Annotated in this window: 12 protein-coding genes and 1 pseudogene; 3 read left to right on the top strand and 10 right to left on the bottom strand. The window is 58.1% G+C overall.

All coding sequences use genetic code 11. The features are described from left to right. Both B5M42_RS08030 and B5M42_RS08025 read right to left on the bottom strand, forming a co-directional pair. Positions 1–795: an ABC transporter permease gene (locus tag B5M42_RS08030; protein ID WP_134755529.1), complete on the bottom strand. Its 795-nt coding sequence runs from the start codon at positions 793–795 to the stop codon at positions 1–3. Further along, positions 788–1,843, bottom strand: coding sequence for an ABC transporter ATP-binding protein (locus B5M42_RS08025; RefSeq protein WP_134755527.1), 1,056 nt, complete (start codon positions 1,841–1,843; stop codon positions 788–790). The genes B5M42_RS08030 and B5M42_RS08025 overlap by 8 nt, the downstream gene beginning before the upstream one ends. A gap of 213 nt (positions 1,844–2,056) precedes the next feature. Between B5M42_RS08025 and B5M42_RS08020 the strand changes: the two genes are divergently transcribed. From B5M42_RS08020 to B5M42_RS08010, 3 genes are all read left to right on the top strand, one after another. Then, a complete protein-coding gene (locus B5M42_RS08020; RefSeq protein WP_134755525.1) occupies positions 2,057–3,079 on the top strand; it encodes an LCP family protein in 1,023 nt (340 codons plus the stop codon). An 85-nt stretch (positions 3,080–3,164) separates the two neighbouring features. Then, positions 3,165–4,604, top strand: coding sequence for an aspartate aminotransferase family protein (locus tag B5M42_RS08015; RefSeq protein WP_134755523.1), 1,440 nt, complete (start codon positions 3,165–3,167; stop codon positions 4,602–4,604). 1,011 nt (positions 4,605–5,615) lie between these two features. Further along, a complete protein-coding gene (locus tag B5M42_RS08010) occupies positions 5,616–10,148 on the top strand; it encodes a glutamate synthase-related protein (protein ID WP_134755541.1) in 4,533 nt (1,510 codons plus the stop codon). 242 nt (positions 10,149–10,390) lie between these two features. Here the strand turns inward: B5M42_RS08010 and B5M42_RS08005 are convergent, their stop codons facing one another. The 8 genes and pseudogenes from B5M42_RS08005 to B5M42_RS07975 all read right to left on the bottom strand — a co-directional run bounded on the left by B5M42_RS08005 (position 10,391) and on the right by B5M42_RS07975 (position 19,817). Further along, the gene (locus tag B5M42_RS08005) at positions 10,391–11,389 is read right to left on the bottom strand and encodes a UvrD-helicase domain-containing protein (RefSeq protein ID WP_230632804.1); all 999 of its coding nucleotides are present in this window, start codon (positions 11,387–11,389) and stop codon (positions 10,391–10,393) included. Positions 11,390–12,508: 1,119 nt separating this feature from the next. Continuing rightward, positions 12,509–13,513, bottom strand: a pseudogene (gene helD / locus B5M42_RS08000) (RNA polymerase recycling motor HelD); the annotation flags it as partial. Positions 13,514–13,850: 337 nt separating this feature from the next. Further along, positions 13,851–15,287, bottom strand: coding sequence for a HesA/MoeB/ThiF family protein (locus tag B5M42_RS07995; protein WP_134755519.1), 1,437 nt, complete (start codon positions 15,285–15,287; stop codon positions 13,851–13,853). Next, the gene (locus B5M42_RS07990; protein WP_134755517.1) at positions 15,284–16,378 is read right to left on the bottom strand and encodes a zinc metalloprotease; all 1,095 of its coding nucleotides are present in this window, start codon (positions 16,376–16,378) and stop codon (positions 15,284–15,286) included. Before B5M42_RS07990 ends, B5M42_RS07995 begins: the two co-directional genes overlap by 4 nt. A 228-nt stretch (positions 16,379–16,606) precedes the next feature. Next, positions 16,607–16,726 (bottom strand): daptide-type RiPP, encoded by a 120-nt coding sequence (locus tag B5M42_RS25490; protein ID WP_329959270.1) that lies wholly within the window; start codon positions 16,724–16,726, stop codon positions 16,607–16,609. Between the two features lie 132 nt (positions 16,727–16,858). Next, the gene (locus tag B5M42_RS07985; RefSeq protein WP_134755515.1) at positions 16,859–18,070 is read right to left on the bottom strand and encodes an ABC transporter permease; all 1,212 of its coding nucleotides are present in this window, start codon (positions 18,068–18,070) and stop codon (positions 16,859–16,861) included. Beyond that, positions 18,067–18,756 carry an ABC transporter ATP-binding protein gene (locus B5M42_RS07980; protein WP_134755513.1) on the bottom strand — a complete coding sequence of 230 codons (690 nt, stop codon included), beginning with the start codon at positions 18,754–18,756 and terminating at the stop codon, positions 18,067–18,069. Before B5M42_RS07980 ends, B5M42_RS07985 begins: the two co-directional genes overlap by 4 nt. Continuing rightward, entirely contained in the window at positions 18,753–19,817 is a 1,065-nt protein-coding gene (locus B5M42_RS07975) for an efflux RND transporter periplasmic adaptor subunit (RefSeq protein ID WP_134755511.1), read from the bottom strand. The genes B5M42_RS07980 and B5M42_RS07975 overlap by 4 nt, the downstream gene beginning before the upstream one ends. Positions 19,818–19,825 lie beyond the last annotated feature (8 nt).

Raw genomic sequence — 19,825 nt, 5'->3', positions numbered from 1 at the left:
TTACCCTCCTTGCACGAACAGCCGCGTCCGCGCCTTGCGCCACAGCCAGATAATCGGCACGATCAGCAATACGAACCACAGCGCCTGAACGCCCAGCTTGCCAAGCGCCGCCGCGCCCGAGATTTTTTCCATAAATACCGCGCCGGGCAAATACGTAATCGCTTGAAACGGCAGCCACTCCAGCACCGTCTTCGACCAGCCGGGGAAAAACGTAATCGGAATGACCAGACCGGAGAACAAATCGACGGCCACGCGCTTCATCCGCATCAAGCCTTCATTATTTTCGAGAAAAAATGCGCAAAGTCCGGTAATAATATTAATCTGGGAGTTAATCAGGAAGCTCATAAACAGCATGACCAGATACAACGCCCACACCGACGGCGCGTCAGGCAGCTTGACCGGCAGCAGCAGGCAGACGACGAGCAGGCCCGGGGCCGTAAACAACAGCAGGCGGAACAAGCCTTCGCCGAGCCCCTGCATCATTTTGGACATCACATAGTTGTAAGGACGGATGAACTGGATCGCCACGCTGCCATCGCGGATCTCGTTGGCGATTTCGCGGTCGAGATTGTTGAAATAAAACGCTCGGCCCATCCACGAGACCGCAACATAGGTCGTCATTTGCCCCAGGGACAGGCCCTGAATCATATCCTGATTGCCGTAAATCGCCTTGTAGACAAAATAAGAGGTCCCGATATTAAGGCCATAGGTGAGAATACCGCTGTAATAGTTGACGCGGTAAGCAAGCATCATCAGGAAGCGGATGCGGATCAATTCCATATACGCGCTAAGCATGCGTAACTGCCTCCTCCGCAGCGCGCGCCAGCTCCGGCCGCTTGACGTCCGCCGAACCGGACTTGTAAATTTCGCGGACGATATCGTCCGTGTTCGTTTCGACAATTTTGATATCCTTGATTTGCAGCACACCAACCACGCGGCTGAGCACCTCGGAGACATTGGCGCGATTTTGCGGGATAAATACTTTGGCCGTCAGCTCGTTCTCCAGCTGCCAGGCCACGTCATAACCGTTCGTCAGCTCCTGCAGCCGCTGCAGCGTCACCGCCTGCTCGAATTGCAGCACGACCTCTTTGCCTTTACCCCATTTGAGCTTGAGCTCCTCCAGACCGCCGTCGTAAATGATCCGGCCGTCGTCGAGCATAATGACGCGCGAGCACAGCGCTTCAATATCCTGTAAATCGTGCGTCGTCAGCAAAATCGTCGTTTCGTACCGCTGATTCAGCGATTTGAGAAACTCGCGAATTTCCGTTTTGACCACGATGTCGAGTCCAATCGTCGGCTCGTCGAGAAACAGTATCGACGGATTGTGAATCAAAGCCGCAGCGAGTTCGCAGCGCATCCGCTGGCCCAAACTGAGCTTGCGCACCGGGCGCGTCAGCAGCTCGCCCAGCTGCAGACGTTCGACCAGCTCATCCATCCGTTTTTTGTAGTCGGTCTCCGATACGCGGTACACCTTCTTGAGCAGCTGAAACGATTCAATCACGCCGATGTCCCACCACAGCTGGCTGCGCTGGCCGAACACGACGCCGATGCCCGAAACGAACTTTTCGCGCTCCTTGTACGGCACGTATCCGTTGACTTTAATATCGCCCGAAGTCGGAACGAGAATGCCGGTCAGCATTTTGATCGTTGTCGATTTCCCTGCGCCGTTCTCGCCGATATATCCGCAAATCTCGCCCTTGGGAATTTGAAAGCTGATATCCTTGACGGCAGCGACATGCTTGTATTCGCGCTGAAACAAATCCTGAAAAGCGCCCTTCAGACCCTGACGGCTTTGCTGGACCTTAAACTCCTTGCGTAAATCCTGAACATCAATCGCCAGCACGGCGATCCCCCCTGTCATTGAAGACTCGGCGCAGTCTGCGCGTTTTTTGGCAAAATTCGCCGAAACTTGCTATCGAACTTTCTTAGCATCTATAATAGGAAACGGTGTAGTTGTGCACGGATACACAATAGGTCTATGATACACTACTTCTGTAAATAAAAAAAGTACAGATTAAAACAACAGCGTTACCGCTGGATGAAAGGAGCGACTGCCATGCGAATACTAAAGCGTTTCTTGCTCCTGATCGGGCTACTTCTGCTTGTAGCGGCTGGATATTACGGCTATTCCTTCTATACATTTGCCAACCATATTTCCAAAGACGGCGACGAGCAAGCTGGCACCGTATTTACCTCTGAAGAAGCCAAAAACAAAGGAAAAGAATACGCCCCTCCCAAATGGGAAGGCAAGCAGCGCGTCAACGTCCTGCTGCTCGGCGGCGATTCGCGCGGATTGAAGAATAACGAGCTGCCCCGCTCGGACAGCATTATGCTGGCGAGCATCGATCCGGTGACCAAAGACGCCCAGCTGTTCTCGATTCTTCGCGACACCTACGTGAAAATCCCCGGCAGCGGCGAGGACCGCATCAACACCGCGATTACGATCGGCGGACCGAATCTGGCGATGAAAACCGTCAGCGATCTGATCGGCGTACCCGTGCAATATTATGTTTATACCGATTTTAAAGGCTTTATCGCACTTGTCGACGCTATCGGCGGCATCGATCTTGAGGTCGAGAAGGATATGAAATATTCCGACGCCGAAGACGATCACATCTATGACATCAATCTGAAAAAAGGCATGCAGCACCTCGACGGCAAAACGGCCCTGCAATACGTCCGCTTCCGCCACGATGCGTTGTCCGACTTCGCCCGCACCGAGCGTCAGCGCAAGTTCCTGTCCGCCGTTGCCCAAAAGCTGCAGACGACGTCTTCGCTGATCAAGCTGCCGCGCATTCTGAACGCGATTGATCCTTACATTGAAACAAATCTGAGCGTCAACGACATGCTCAAGCTGGCCCAGCTCGGCTACGAAGCGAAAGCCGATGGCATTGCCAGCGCCCAGCTGCCGCCGACGGACCTCGTCGTCGAGAAAAACATTCGCGGCGCTTCCGTACTGACCACCAACAAGGACAAGCTGCAGCAATACGTGCAGGACGTCTTTGCCGGACGAACGGAAGACGAAACGCAAGCCAGCAAATCGCCGACGCCAACCGCTTCACCGAAATCCAAAAAATAACGTGTGCGTACCTGCGCCTCTACCGCGATGTTTGGCGGTAGAGGCTTTTTGCAGGCGTGGAAACCGAAAGGATGACGAATCACTCATGGAACGTAAAAAATCCGCAGCGCTGTATGAAGAAGCGCTCCAGCATATCGTAGGCGGCGTCAACAGCCCCTCCCGCTCGTTCAAAGCCGTGGGCGGCGGCGCGCCGGTATTCATGAAACGCGCAGAAGGTGCGTATTTCTGGGATGTCGACGACCATCGCTATATCGATTACTTGGCCGCTTACGGCCCGATCATCACTGGACACGCCCACCCGCACGTCACCGAAGCGATCTGCCGCGCAGCCCAGAGCGGCACGTTGTACGGCACACCAACCGAGCTGGAAATCGAATTCGCGCGCATGCTCAAAGGAGCGATTCCGTCGCTCGACAAGGTGCGCTTCGTCAATTCCGGCACCGAAGCGGTCATGACGACGATCCGCGTCGCCCGCGCCTACACAGGCCGCTCGAAAATCATCAAGTTCGCCGGCTGCTACCACGGCCACTCCGATCTCGTGCTCGTTGCTGCCGGCTCCGGGCCGTCGACGCTCGGCACACCGGACAGCGCGGGCGTTCCCGCCAGCATCGCGCAGGAGGTCATCACCGTGCCGTTCAATGACCCGGACGCACTCGACGCGGCGCTCGACCGCTGGGGCGACGATGTCGCCGCCGTCATGGTCGAGCCCATCGTCGGCAACTTCGGCATGGTCATGCCCCAGGCCGGCTTCCTTGAGCGGCTGTGCGCCTCCGCCCGCCGCAACGGCTCCCTCGTCATTTACGACGAGGTGATTACGGCGTTCCGCTTCCATTACGGCGCGGCGCAGACGTACGCCGGCCTGCCGCTGGCCGGCGCAGACGATGCCGCCGGGGCGCAGCCGGCGGCCGGGAGCGCGGCCCCGACGGCTGTGCCCGGGGCCGATGGCGCTGCGGCCGCTGCAGCGCACGCGGCCGCAAACGGCGCGGCGGCGAATCGCTTCGCCGCGCTGGAGCCCGACCTTACGGCCCTCGGCAAAGTGATCGGCGGCGGGCTGCCGATCGGGGCCTACGGGGGCCGTAAGGCCGTGATGGAGCAGGTCGCGCCGCTCGGACCTGCGTATCAGGCCGGCACGATGGCGGGTAACCCCGCCTCGATCAGTGCCGGCATCGCCTGCCTGCAGGTGCTGCAGCAGGCAGGGGTGTACGAGCGGCTGGAACAGCTCGGCAGCCGCTTGGCCGGCGGCATCGCCGAAGCCGCTGCGCGCCGCGGCGTGCCGCTGACCGTCAACCGGATCGGCGGCGCGTTCTCGACCCATTTTTGCGATCATCCGATCACCAACTACGAGCAGGCGCAGGATACGGACGGAGAACGATTCGCTGCCTTTTTCCGCGGCATGCTCGACGAGGGCATCTGCCTGGCGCCGTCCAAATACGAAGCCTGGTTTCTGACCGTCGCCCACACGGATAAAGATGTCGACGACACGCTGGAAGCCGCCGACCGCGTCTTCCGGGCGATGTCCCGTTAGCAGGCAAGCAGCAGCCTTTCGCACCGTGCGCGACGCCCGAAGCCGCAGTAGCGGCCGCACGCCAGCGGTCAGACCCGCTTGGCGCGAAGGATCAGCCGTGCAGGCAAGCTCGACCGGACTGTGGCCGTGACGCCGGCGCTAGAGCTGCTCGCCACCCCAAGGCCGCACTCGTTCAGCGGAGCAACGCGCCGTCGGCAGCTTGTCGAGCGATCTTCCGCAGTCAGGCGACGGCTACGGGCTCCAAGCAACGCGGGCCTGATCGCACCTGTGGCCGTGACGCCTCCGGCGATATTTGCCTCCGCCCAAAATCGCCACAGTCTGCTCGCCGCCGCAACTCCGCGTTGCCAAGCTGTCCGCCATCCGTGCTGCAAGCGGCTGTGGCGGGCATTTTTTATCCGGGCTGCCGCTCCCGCAAAAGTCGAAATTTGCGGTGACGCCTACAGCCGCAAATCCGGCGCAAGCCGCATCCGCAGCGGCCTGCAGGTGTTTTTGCCAACATGTCCCAGAAGCGAACTATATTTCAGCCCGATTTCATATTCGTTCGCCTTTTCTAGAGCGTTTTCCGGCAAAACCCTTGGTTTTATTCACCAATATGCAACAACGGTAACGCTTACATTCGGCTTTTGCGGCTGCAGCTATTGTCGGATCATCTTTTTCATGCTATTCTAAAGATACTTTTACCCTTTTCAAGAAACACAGTTTTTTCCTAGTAAGATGGGGCAGAATTCACAGGTTTTGTTATCATTTTCACACTTTTCGACCTATGTGCTGCCGGCAGGGAAGAAACCACATTTTGACGACCTGGGGTGCTTGAACGCGGCCGTTATTCACTCGCATTGTATTTTTATGCATAGCCTTGCATGTTGCGGATTTATGCCTGTCATAAAGGTATTTCGGGAATTGCATCGGGTGTCTGCGGGAAAAGAAAAACCAGTTGTACGGTATGGGGGAAAAACATTCTGTATTGGAGGTGACGGTCAGGTTACTGACCTAGAGCTAATGAACGAAGTGATGCGAAATGAAGGCCGTTTTCAAAAGTTGCTGGAAACCGAGCACGACAGCTGCGGTATTATTTGTATTATTGAAAAGAACGGCCACCCGTCCCGCGATAACATCCAGAAAACGATCGATGCGCTCGTCAAAATGGAGCATCGTTCCGGTTTTATCAACGGCGAAGGCGACGGCTGCGGTATTTTGACCGATATTCCGCGCGCGCTTTGGGAAAAGAAGCTGACGGACGCCGGTCTGGACGGCAAGCTGGCCTATGACAACCGTTTTTCCGTTGCGCATATTTTTGTACCCCGCAAGCTCGACCTTTCCGTAGCCGACATGCAGAATGGCATCCGCGAGCTGTTCGCTGCGCATAACGTGACGATTGTGCTGGAGCAGGAAAACCAGGTCGACAACACGGTGCTGGGTCTGAACGCGCTGAACGACGAGCCGACCTTCTGGCAAATCGCCGCGCTGTGCGACAAGCCGGAAGTGAACGTCGCCGACCACCTGTTCGAGCTGCACATTGCCATTGAAGCGCGTTACAATGTGCACGTCGCTACGCTGAGCAACGTAACTGCCGCCTATAAAGTGATGGGCGCTGCAAGCATCCTGCCGAAATATTTTAACGATACCCGCGATCCGTTGTTTGCGGCCCAAGTCACCATCGGCCACAACCGCTATTCGACGAATACATTGTCCAGCTTTTTCCGCGTTCAGCCGTTCTCGCTGCTGGGTCACAACGGCGAAATCAACACGGTTAAAAAAATGCGCATCGAAGCCGATATGGTGGGCGTTCCGCTCGTTGACGGCGGCTCCGACTCGCAGGACATGAACCGGACCATTGAAACGTTCATCCACCGTTTTGGCATCAGCCTGTTTGAAGCGATGGAAATGGTATTCCCGCCGATCATCAGCGAAATGAAGCAGTTCCGTCCGGAGCTGCAGGACCTTTACGTGTATTATCGTCAGGTGTGGGGACATTATGCTCAAGGCCCTGCCGGCATTGTCTCCCGCTATGGCAACGAATGTATTTTCAGCGTCGACGCTCTGGGTCTGCGTCCGGTCTGGATGGTCGAAAGCGACAACTCGCTTTACTTCTCGTCCGAGCAAGGCGTCATTACTGTCGATGAAATGGTCGCTGAGCCGAAGCCGATCGCTCCTGGCGAAAAAGTCGGCGTTGAGCTGACGCCAGGCCAGCCGGTCCGCGTCGTGCCTTACCACGAAGTGCAATCGATCGTGCTGGAACGCGCCAAAGGCCGTCTGAATATTACCGGCATGCGCAACCACCTCGTTCCGTCGCCGACGGGAACGCAAGCGGTGCTGAACGCCAATCTCGAAGCGACCGATCAGCTGTACAGCGCATTTGGCTGGGATCGCGACGGCATCTCGATGATCGAAACGATGTCCGAAACCGGCGCAGAGCCGATTCGCTCGCTCGGTCACGATTCGCCGCACGCCGCGCTGCATTGGGAGCGCCAGAACATCCCGGATTTCATTAAAGAAAGCGTAGCTGTCGTGACGAATCCGGCGATTGACCGCGACCGCGAAATGGAGCATTTCTCGACGCGCATCGTGGCGGGCTCCCGCCCGGCCGTCTACGCACAGGTCGACAACAAGCTGCGCATCGAGCTGCTGACGCCGCTGCTGCTGGAAGGCACGAACGGTCTGGAAAGCGAAGAGCACCTGTCCCAGCCGTCCTTTGAGCAATTGGTCGCGCTGTTTAACCATCTGGATCAAGTCGCGACCCTGTCGACGACGTTTGCCCGCGGCACATCGCTGGCCGATGGCTTGGCCTCGCTGGCTGAGCAAGCTATCGCAGCCGTTCGCGGCGGCGCTTCCCTGCTGGTGCTCGACGACTCCGCCGCGCATCAGAACGACCGTCTGTGGCTCGACCCGCATCTGGTCGTCTCCCGCATCGACATTGCGCTGCGCGCCGAAAAGCTCGGCATGGGCGACAACCTGCGCCGCCATGTGACTATCGTGCTGCGCTCCGCGGCCATCCGCAACCTGCACGACATCGCCGTCGCTTGCGGTCTGGGCGCCGATCTGATTTCGCCTTACCTGCTGTTTGCCACAGCTTCCGATAAAGAAGGCTCCGCCGCTGCGGCCCGCAAGGTGTACACCGCGCTGACCAAAGGGCTGGAGAAAGTCATCTCGACCATCGGCACGCACGAGCTGCGCGGCTACACGCGCTTCTTCTCGGCCATCGGCCTCCATCCGGAAGTCGCCGAGGTGCTCGATATCGTCAACTATCTGGGCAGCGAAAAAGCCGGTACCGGCTTCGCCCAACTGACAGCCGACGCCGAAGCCCGTTATGCGGACTTCACGAATCCGAAAGCGAAAGCGGCGAAAAACTTCCGTTTCTTCCAACGCATGTGGAAGGCGCTGAACGAAGCCGCTGCCGGCACGACGCCGTACAACGACTATCGCGACAAGCTGCGCGAGGAAGAGCTCAAGAACCCGATCTCGATCCGTCATATTGCCGGCTTCGATTTCGAGAAGGCGCAAGCGGAAGGCCGCAAGCCGCTCGATCCGTCGCAGGTTGACATTTCAATCGGCGATCATTCGCTGCCGATGCTGATTTCGTCGATGTCGTTTGGTTCCCAGAACGAAACAGCTTTCCGTGCCTACGCCGAAGCCGGCGAACGCCTGAACATGGTGACCATGAACGGCGAGGGCGGAGAGATTAAAGATATGTTAGGCCGTTACAAAAAAACGCGCGGCGCGCAAGTCGCTTCCGGCCGCTTCGGCATCAACGTCGAGCTGGCTAACGCCGTCGCCTTCCTGGAAATCAAAATTGGCCAAGGCGCGAAGCCGGGCGAAGGCGGTCACCTGCCGGGCTCCAAAGTTACAGCCAAAATCGCCGCTGCGCGTAACGCGACGATTGGCTCCGACCTGATTTCGCCGTCCAACAACCACGATATTTATTCGATTGAGGACTTGGCGCAAATCATCTCCGAGCTGAAAGAAGCAAGCGGCCGCAAAGCGCGGATTATCGTCAAAGTACCAATCGTTCCGGGCATCGGTACGATTGCGGTCGGCGTGGCCAAAGCAGGCGCAGACGTGATTACGCTGTCCGGCTTTGACGGCGGCACCGGCGCGGCGCGGATTCACTCGCTGACGCACGTCGGCTTGCCTACGGAAATCGGCACGAAGCTGGCGCACGTCGCCCTGATCGAAGCCGGTCTGCGCCACCGCGTTGAGCTGTGGTCGGACGGCGGTCTGAAATCCGGTGCAGACGTCGTGAAAATGGTTATGCTCGGCGCCAACCGCGCCGGCTTCGGCAGCATCGCGATGCAGTCGATCGGCTGTACGACTTGCCGCGGCTGTCATCTGGATACCTGCCACGTCGGTATCGCGACGCAAATCGACTCGATGGAGGAAGCGGAAGAAAAAGGTCTGCGCCGCTTCGTGCCTCGTCAATACGACATCGCTGTTGACAGCCTTGTGCGCCTGTTCGGCGCAATGGGCGAGGAAGTGCGCGAAATCGTCGCTCAGCTTGGTTTTACAAGCCTGCAAGACCTGGTCGGCCGTTCCGACCTGCTGCAGCAAATCAGCCATTTGGAGCGCATCGACCTGTCCGACATCCTGCGTCCGGCTCCGCTGCAATTCATCTCGGCCGAAGACAAAGCGAAGGAAGATGCCGCGGTTTCCTCGGACATCCGCATCGCTGCAGGTGCCGAAGGCCAAGAGTTCTTCCCGGATGCTCTGTCCTTCGACGGGCCGATTGTTCGCCGCTGGTCCAAAGTGGATGCCGAATCGCGTATTCTCGGCAGCCGCTATGCGAGCCATCGCGTCAGAGACCGCTTCGACGGCAGCTACGATCAGCTTCCAACCGTATCGCTGGAGCTCGTTGACGGCTCCGTGCCGGGTAACGGCTTGGCCGCCTTCAACGCCCGCGGCGTCGACATCACCGTCCACGGCGGCGCAGAAGACGGCGTCGGCAAAATGGCGCTCGGCGGTAAGGTTGCCGTGCTCAAAGCAGCCGGCAAAAACGGCAAGCTGATCAACGGCAGCGTCGGTAAATCGTTTGGCTACGGCGCGCAAAAAGGCTTGTTCCTGATTCAAGGCAGCGCCGATACCCGGGCCTGCATCCGCTTCTCCGGCGCAGACGTCGTCTTCGGCGGCGAGCTGAGCGGTCCGCTGCAGGATGAGCTTGGCGGCATCGCTGCCCGCGCCAACCTGAAAGGCTTCGCGTTCGAGTACATGACCAACGGCCGTGCCGTCGTCATGGGCGACCCGGGCCCGTGGATTTGCGCAGGGATGACCGGCGGCGTGATCTACCAGCGTCTCGTTCCTGAGCTGGGCCTCGACGTGCAAGCGATCGAGCGCCGGATTGCCAAAGGCGCGAAGGTCAAAATCGAGCCGGTTGGCGTGCAAAGCAAAAAGGATCTGAACGAGCTGCTCGGCGCTTACCGCAACGAGCTGGCCGCTTCCGGTCAAGCCGAAGCCGCAGCAGGCATCGACGAGCTGTTGAACAACCTGGATCAACATTTCGTGCGCATCGCGCCGGTCGGCCTGCAAGCCGATCAGTCGGTCGCAACGGAATAGGTGAATAAATAAGGAAACGCCCCTGCTTTCCGCTTTTGCGGATGGCAGGGGCGTTTTTTACTGCGCTTTTTGTGATCGATACGGTTCTTGCTTGACTCGCCGGAGCTTCCCTTCCATCCCGGCCAGGCCAATGGATTGGACTTGACTCCGCTCCGGAAGCTGCTCATCTGTTTCTGCGCCTGAACGCCTTCACAACCCAGCGAATCTCAAGCACGGATGGCCCACCAAGCCGCGCCTCCACATTAGCGCTCCAGCTCATAGGTCTCTTCCGGCTGCTCGCCAATAAACGGACTCGGCTCGCCCAGCGTGAATACATGCAGCTCATGCATGGCCCGCGTACAAACCGTATACAGCAGCTTGCGGTCGCGTTCCCGCGCATAGCGCCGCTCCGAGCCGTCGTACACCAGCACGGCGTCGAATTCGACGCCCTTGGCCAAATACGACGGCAGCACCAGCACGCCCGGCTCCATCGAAGGGCTGTGCCGGGTGGTCAAACGCAGCCCGGGCAGCCGGCTGCGCAGCTCTGCGGCGGCGTAGTCGCTTTCGCCAGCCGTTTTGCACAGGATCGCGACCGTGGCGCAGCCGCCGGCCATAAGCTCCGCGGCCCGCTCCGCAAGCCGGCGGTGCAGGCTCTCGCGATCCGCAGCCCTTGTCACCCGCGGCTTCGCCCCGGCGCGGGTGAACGGCTCGATGGCATGGCCCTCCGGGATCATGCCTCGCGTAAACAACACGATCTCCCGTGTCGATCGGTAACTGCGCTGCAAACGGATTACCTCCGTTTGCTCCGGCCCGTACAGCGCGGCATACCCTTCCGCGCTGTTCGTCTCCAGCGCTGTCGCATGCGCATAAATCGCTTGGTTCGTATCGCCAAGCGCCGTCATCCGACAGCGGGGAAACAGCCGTTTCAGCAGCTCCAGCTGAAACGCAGAATAATCCTGCGCCTCGTCGATAAATACGTGGCGCACCGCGGGGCTGGTCGTAAAACCGAGGACCAGCTCCCGCAGCAGCAAATACGGGGCGGCATCCTCATAGGCCAGCTGCCCATCAGCCAGCCGTTCCAGCGTCTGGTGGCAAACTTCCGGCCACTTTTCGGGCCATAATGCCGCAGTGTCTCCATCCGTCCCTGCTCTTACGCCTTCTGCCGTCACATCAGCTTCGTCCGTCCCTCTCGTTACGACTTCTGCCTCCGCTCCATCCGTCCCTGTCCTTACGCCTTCCACCTCGGCTCCAGCTCCGTCCATCCCTCTCGCTACGCCTTTTACCGTCCTCCTAGTTCCGTCCTTCCCTCTCGCTACGCCTTCTACCGTCCTCCCAGCTCCGTCCGTCCCTGCTCCTACGCCTTCTGCCGTCGCACCAGCTCCATCCGCCCCTGTCGCACACACCGCCAACAACAACTCCCGTTGCACCGCTGCGTCGGCAAACAGTTGGACGTACAACGAGCGGATATCTGCAAAAGCAAGCTGCTTTACCGCTTCCCGCAGCGGCTGCATCCGCCGGCGCACCACATAACGTGCCAGCAGCTTTTGCTCCTGCTCGTAATAGTCGAAGCCGCCTCCGGTCTTGCGCAGCTCGCTGTAGGCCCGCCGGTAATCGTCGTCGTCGAGCAGCTCCACCTCATCCTCGACCCAAGCTGCGCTCAGCTCCGCCTCCTCCCGTTCGGCAAGCTGCTCCAGCAGCCATTCGCGCAGTAGCTCCACCCGGTTCGGCAACCGGATTCCCGAATCAAACGAATAAAACCGCTCCTCCATTTGCGCGGCGCTCACCAACACCGTCTCTCCCAGCTTCAGCGGACGAAAGCGCATGAACGACTTCTCCAGCAGCTTGGCGTAAGCGCGAATCAGCTCGACAAAAGCTATTGATGATTTAAAACCGATCCCGGCAAGCCGGACGACCTGCTCCGACATCTCCGCCCGCTTTGCAGAGACAACCGTCGGCCGATTCGCAGCATCCTCTTCCATACGCACAAATTCTGCTTCCCCGCCGTCCTCATCTTCACCATCCGTCGCACGATCCCGACCGTCCTCATCTTCACCATCCGTCGCACAATCCCGACCGTCCCCATCCTCACCATCCGTCGCACGATCCCGACCGTCCTCATCTTCACCATCCGTCGCACGATCCCGATCGTCCTTATCCTCACCATCCGTCACACAATCCCGACCGTCCTCATCCTCACCATCCGTCGCGGCGTCTGTCCCTGTCTCGACCTCATCTGTCCCTAAGCCCTTCCCAATCTCCCCATCCGCACACCCTTCCGATCCCGCTTCCCCCGCCTGTTCAGCTTCCATCCACCACCACTCGGCCCCGGGCAGCCAGCCTTCCGCATCCGTCAGCCACAATCCTGACTGGCCGACAGCTTGCGACCGCAGCGCATCCCAGTCCGCCTCGCCATCGGCCAACAGCCATTCAAGCTGCTCAAAAGAGTCCTCCAGCCGGAACTCATCGCCCAGCCGATGCTGCAAATACGCCTGAAACGTCGTCTGCCGCATATTCTCTTCACCCAACTCGGGGAGCACGGAAGCCACATAGCTGCTAAAAAGCGGGTTCGGCGAAAATAACAGCAGCTGATCGGCATGCAGCTGATCGCGATATTTGTAGAGCAGGTAAGCAGCACGCTGCAGAGCCGCCGATGTTTTGCCGCTGCCCGCTGCCCCTTGCACAACCAGCATGCGGGCATGATCGTTGCGGATGATCCGGTTTTGCTCGCGTTGAATCGTGGCCACGATGCTTTTCATTTGCAGATCGGACGTGCGGCCCAGCACGGCCTGCAGCAGCTCGTCGCCAATCGTCAGCCCCGTATCAAACATCAGCTCCACCGTGCCGTCGCGAATGACAAATTGCCGTTTAAGCGTCATCTCGGCGGCCATTCGCCCGCCCGGTGTTTCATATACGCAAGGCCCGGGCACATAATCGTAATACAGGCTGCAAATGGGCGCCCGCCAGTCATATATCAAATAACGCTCGCCCTCTTTGTCGGCAAAACCGGCGATGCCCACGTACACGGCTTCTTCGCCTTCTTCTCCCTGCTCCCGGACATCAATCCGGCCAAAATACGGAGAGCGGATCAGCCGTCCGATTCGCTTCGCTTCGGCAAAAGCATGGCCATAACGACGTTCGCGCTCAGCCAGCGTTTCCGCATGCTGCTTCATGCTGGCATGGCTTTCAATTGCATCGTCAATCGTGCTGAAATCCACAGTTACCTCTTCCCAGAAGTTCGCCCGCATGCGCTGCACCTCATCGCGTACGCTGCCGGTTACCAGTTCCAGCTCGCCAAGCCGCTGCTTCAACTGCTCCGTCACCCCGTTCAAACGCTGCTGCTCCCGCTCCCATGCCCGTTGCGCCTCTGCCGTCCGTTCCTGCTTCATCAAATCCGCTCCCCCCGAAAAAATCGACTGGTTGACATCGTTCACTCTTTGTGCTATGATTATATTGGATATAGACGACCGTTTATCAAAATATTGCAGAAAAACGGCTGTATTCACCATCATACCAGAGCTTTTGCCACAGCGCAATTGTTTTTTGGTTTATTTGTCGTTTTCCAATCGCAAACCGCCGCCCCTGCCATGCAAAGCCCATTTCAAGCCTGCGTGAGCGCCTCCGGCATCTGCTTTTCTAACAAGCAAAGCCCGAACTAAACGGCCAACTGCCGCTACGTTCGAGCTTTTTCTTTGTTTACGCTTGAATGATTTACAGCTATTACAGCTAAGACGCCCACCTGCCAGCCACTTTATGCAAGGCCGAAATTCCCAGCATGGCCACATGCAAAATAATCAGGATGACTGTAATGCCGATGCCCGCCTGCAGCACATAGGTGCAGACAGCCTGCATCAGCTCCAGCACATGGGCTGCCCAGCCCGGCTCGCTCCATTCCACCCGCAGCGTCATTACCGCATTCGCCGTCAAAATAATAAGCCCATAGATGCAGCTGACATTAAAAAGCTCCTTTTGCAACGCCCCTTCCTGTCGCCCCATGATCCGCTTGAGGAAAAATAGCGAGACGATCAGGCTCAACAATGCCACCACGCCCGCAGCGTTCGTATGAAGCAGCAAACGGGCCAATCCGGCCAGCGCAGCGATCCAGACCACCGCATAACGATACAGCTTGAGCTGTTGGCGCCGTACCCGCTCCGGCTGAGGGTCGGGCTGGCTGCCGCATTCCGGACATGGCCGCGCAACCTCAAGCGGCGTTGTCTCCCACTGCTCCTCCAGTGTGCGATAGGTAAACAGCTTGTTCGTCACCGTGGCGAGCTGCGTCCCCGTCATAATCCGGAACGCCGTCATGGCCATGCGCGACGCAACCGCTGTCGTCAACGGAGCGAAGGTCGGGCCGATGCCGGCGACCTTTTTGACCTCACCGGCCGAACCGAGACAAGCCGCACACAGCGAGTGACCGGGAATGTAAATCGGACCAACGATGCCTTCGAAGTCGATAAATCCGCCGCTGACATAAGGAATTTGCAGCTTGACGCAAATCGCATTCAGCCATTCCGTCGCCCGCTCCGGCGTATCGATGGCCTTGACGACCAGCGTGCTGCCAGCCACCAGCTCTTCCAGCGCCTCCGGCGAATCCAGCTTCACTTTATGCACAATCAGTCTGACATCGGGATTGAATTTGTGCAGCTTCTCCGCCAGCACATCGACCTTGAACCTGCCGATATCCTCAACGTCGTACATCAGCTGCCGGTTCAAATTGCTTTCTTCGATCCGGTCGTAGTCGACAATCGCAATCTCGCGGACGCCAATTGCCGCCATATTCCACAGCACATGGCTGCCAATCGCGCCCGCGCCGAGAATCAGCAGACTCGCGCTGCGAAGCCGTTCGGCCGTTCCGGCACAGTCGCCGGTGACGTGGGCAAAAAATCCGAGCTGCCGGGAATACCGCCCCGACGTAGGCGGCAGCTCCTCCGGACGCAGCAGCACGCGGGTTGCGATCAGACGCGCAGCAATAGCCTCGCCTTTTTCTGCGATCAACTCCTCGCGCGTCCAGGACTCTCTGGAGAGCAGCTGCTGCACGAACGCCCGGTCCGTTTTGCTAAACGACAGGCTGTTCGCTTGAACAGAGTTGATGACAAAAGCCCGCTCGGTTTCGAGAATCGACGTATATGGGTTCAGCACATAGGTTTCCGCGATAGGGCTCATGTTTTCCTCCTGCGGCCGCGTTGCGCGATATAAAGCGTCAGGCCCAGCATGGCTGCCAAAGACGCATAATCGACATACACGCTTTGGACAAAATGGCGGACAAGCCCGCGCAGCGAAATCACGGCGATATACAGCAGCGCCATCATAAAAATCCGCGACAGCACGTGAAAAAAGATATATTCCAGCTTGATTTCCCCGCGATACAGCCGATGCTTGACGAAGCCCTCCACGTAGGCTTTGGCATTATTTTTGAAATTCAATTCTTCAAACAGGTTCATCAGGATGTAATACCCGTCATATTCGACAAAAGGCAGCACGTTCACCATGATCAGCGCCGTATTCATCACAGCAAACAGCAGGAAATACAAAGCCGCTCCCGGCGCGAACGCATAGGTCACATGAAACAGCAGCAATCCGGCAGCAATCAGCATATTGTTGGTGATCATGCCGGCTACCAGCGTGTTGATCCGTTCCCGCTTGCTCGTCAGCAGATGGATGCCGCTAATATCCGAATAAAACGCGGGATGCAAATACAGCAGCATAAAGCCGATGTTCGGCACATGAACCCCGTATGACTTGGCGACGACGGCGTGCGCCAGCTCGTGCAGCAGCCCGATCAGCAGAATGGCGCCGATATAAAACGGAATCATCGGATATCGGAACGTAAACGAAGTCACGATACCGCTGATCGCCGACATGTCGTATACGGTAATAAACAAATTCAGCAAAACAAAAAGGAGCAGCGACAATTTCAAAAATTTGCGTGCAATGACCGTATAGTCGCCCATCCGCGCCAGCGCTTCATTGCTGTCGAACAGCTTGAACTTCATTTTCAGCAAATCGAATTTCAGCTTGGCCGCCGCCGTCTCGACCAGTCCGAGCTTCTCGACCTGCTCCAGAAACTTCTCCAGAAATTCCTCGGGAATGTGCGATTTCAGCTGCTCCCGCGTGCGGCTCCCGTTCAACAGCTTCAGCCAGCCGGCCTCCTGCGAGCCGATTTTGAAATGCTTCATCGAGGTCGGATCATACACATGAAACAAGCCGTTGCCGGCGCTAAAAAACTGCAAATCACTTTTCAGCTTCAGATTCATAATATCCTCCTGACAAAACATGAAAAACCCTAACACCTCGGTGTTAGGGCTTGATGGTATTAGCAGCCGACGGCTACCATAATACCCAAAATTCCCAGACCAATACCGATGCCTGTAGCCAGACCGGCAGAGAAATCGGATACCGGCGCATCTACGGTTTGAAGTTCTTCCAGGATCATTGTTATCAACTCCTTTCTTCAAACTGAGCCTGCACGGCAAGGGCGGGAATTAGCAGAGAACAACCCAGCCGATGGCTACAACCGCTACCGTACCGATACCTACGCCAGCCCAGAAGGACGCGTCGGACGGAGCGTCTACTGTTTGCAGTTCCTCCAAAATCACTGTCATTCACCACCTAACATTTACAATTTTGAATGATAATGTAATTTCTTGCTGCTAACCTCACTTTAGCACAGCGGGTACAAGGCTGATATACCTCAAATGGGGTATGCGCTTTCATTCGGTTGCCCTCACGCGGATTCATTCATACCGCAGCGATTCGATCGGCAGCAGGCGCGACGCCTTGTTCGCCGGATACAGTCCGAAAAACATCCCGATGGCAGCCGAAAAACCGAAAGCAGCAGCCACCGTCCACCAGGAAATAATAAACGGCCACTTCGTACACAGCGAAAAAATATACGCCCCGGCAATGCCGACCACCATGCCGATCGTTCCGCCGATCCCGCACAGCACGACGGCCTCGATCAGAAATTGCCCCATGATCGCGCCCGGCGTAGCGCCAATCGCTTTGCGGATGCCGATCTCCCGCGTTCGCTCCGTTACGGTGACGAGCATAATGTTCATCACGCCGACACCCCCGACCAGCAGCGAGACCCCGGCGATTGAGCCAACAATAATTTGCAGCACGCCAAACACACGTTTGACGATTTGCTGCGTTTCTTCACTGCTTTGAGCGATATAGTCGCCTGCATGTAAATTATGGCGCGCAGCCGTCGCCTGCCGGACCCGATCCATAACCGCTTGAAGCTCGCCGCCCTTGCCCGGCTCGGCTTTCGCCTGAATATACGTGTAGGGCATTGAATTATCGTCGCCCGACACGGGGACGGCCTGCGACGGCACATAAATCCCGTAGCGCTTTTCCACAAAGTCACTGAACAGATTGCTTTCAGCCTGATACACGCCGGTGACGGTGTACATTTTGCCCCGCAGCAGCAGCTTCCCGTGCACCGCCGCTTCCGGCGAGCCGAACCTTTTCTCCGCCAGCGCTTCATCGATGACAACGACCCGCTGACGTCCCCGTTCTTCGGTTTTGGTAAAAAAACGCCCGGCCAGCATGCTGATATTTTCCGTCTTCACGAGATCGGCATTGGCTACTGTCAGGTTGAAGCGCAGCGTCTCTTTGCCCATATCGCTATCCATAATCGTCGTGAGCGTGCCGCTGACAGCCGTTATGCCGGGTATTTTGCCGATCGCTTCGACATCGCGCTGCGTCAGCGAGGCCTGCTTGAGCTGCTCGCTGTTTTTGTTATCGCTGACCGGGATCAGAAAAAAAACCGATGCCGGGTACTTGTCATACTCCGAAGCCAGCGACACCTTGCCCGCTTCGCCTACCGACACGACGGTGACAACGGCAGCGACGCCCACGACCATGCCGATCAAGGTCAACATCGACCGCAGCCGGTTCATGCGCAAGCTTTCCAGCGCCGCCACAATGCTTTCGGTTATATTCACGCCGTAGCCCCGCCCTTCCGCCTGTCCTCCAGCAGCAATCCGTCGCCGAACCGCAGCACCCGCTTGGCATATTCCGCAATGTCGGCTTCGTGCGTCACAATGATGATCGTTGCCCCTTCCTCATTCAAATGCTGGAACAAGCTCATAATCTCATGCGATGTGCGGGAATCGAGATTGCCTGTCGGCTCGTCGGCGAGCAAAATAACCGGCTCCATCGCCAGCGCGCGGGCAATCGCCGCCCGCTGCCGCTGCCCCCCGGACAGCTCGCTTGGCTTATGTTGCATACGTTCGCCGAGTCCGACCTTGGACAGCAGCATTTTGCCGCGTGCCTGCCGCTGTTCCTTGCCCAGCTTGCCGTAGATCATCGGCAGCTCGACGTTGCGCAGCACCGACATGCGCGGAATGAGATTGAAGCTTTGGAAGACAAAGCCGACTTTATGATTGCGAATGTACGCCAGCTCCTCTTCCGACATCGCCTGCACCTGCTGGCCGTCTAGCGTATACGTGCCGTCCGTCGGCTCGTCCAGACAGCCCAGAATATTCATCAGCGTCGACTTGCCGGAGCCCGAAGCGCCCATAATCGCAACAAATTCGCCCTCGGCAATGTCCAGATCAACCTCCGACAGCGCATGAACGCTCGTATCGCCGTTCGAGTACGTTTTTCTGATCCGCCTCAAGGAAATCACCGCAGCTTCACCTTCTTCCCGTCCAGCGGCTGGGCGGGCAGCTCGGCGATGATTTCGTCGCCTTCCGCCAGTCCTTCGACCACCTCGGCGCGCTCGTCGTCGTCGCGACCGAGCTTGACCGGCACGCGCACGGCTTTGCCGTCAACTACCTTGTAGACATAAGCATGCTCGGCTCCGCGCTCCAGCGCCGCAGCCGGAACGAGCAGCCGCTCCTCGCCCTTGATCGTCAAGGCCACCGATACCTGATAGCCGGGGCGCAGCCGCTCCGCAGGGTTGTCGAGACTGATTTCCATTTCGACCATCGGATCTCTGGAGCCACTGTCGGCCGGACCGGCCACCGGCGAGACGAATTCGACCATGCCCGGATATTCGCCCGCAAACGCGTCCCCGGTAATCGTCACCGCTTGTCCCTTCGTCACCTTACCGGCGTCCAGCTCGTTCAGGTAGCTCTTGACCTTGAGCTTGCGGACATTCATCACGGTGAGCGCCTGCTGCCCGGGATTCACCCATTGGCCCGGCTTGACGTCAAGCCCGGTCACGATGCCGGAAATCGCCGCCGTCAGCCGGTAGTCGCCGAGCTTGCGCTGCAGCTCACGAATTTTCAGCTGCGCGCCTTCGGTCTGCAAATCCAGCTTGTCCAGCGACGTTTCCTGCCGCTGCAACAGCTCCTCGCGCGCCGTATCGCTTTCCGCCGCCTTCACCTGATCAAACGTACTGCGGCGCGCCTCCTCGGCCGCCAGCGCGTTCATCCGCACATTAAGCTGCTCGGCAGCGATTTGCTCACTGACATCGCGGGCGTCCAGCTTCAGCAGCACGTCCCCCTTCTCCACGCTGTCGCCGGGAACAACGGCAATCGAGTCGATTTGCCCTGCCGCCGCAGCAAAATGCACCGCCTCCTCGAACGGAGCCAGCTTGCCGTTGGCGTATACTGTCTCGTCCAGCGTTCCCTTGCCAACCTTGACGAGCGTGATTGTAACCGCTTTATTTAATTGCCGGACGTTGACCCCGACCAGAACAGCGACAGCTGTAAAAATCAATACGATCCAGATTGCTTTTTTCACTGAGACGC

The organism is Paenibacillus athensensis (genome assembly GCF_004514475.2).
GTDB lineage: Bacteria > Bacillota > Bacilli > Paenibacillales > NBRC-103111 > Paenibacillus_AL > Paenibacillus_AL athensensis.
The sequence above is the reverse complement of the archived record's forward strand: the minus strand, read 5'-3'. Positions and strand labels throughout refer to the sequence as shown.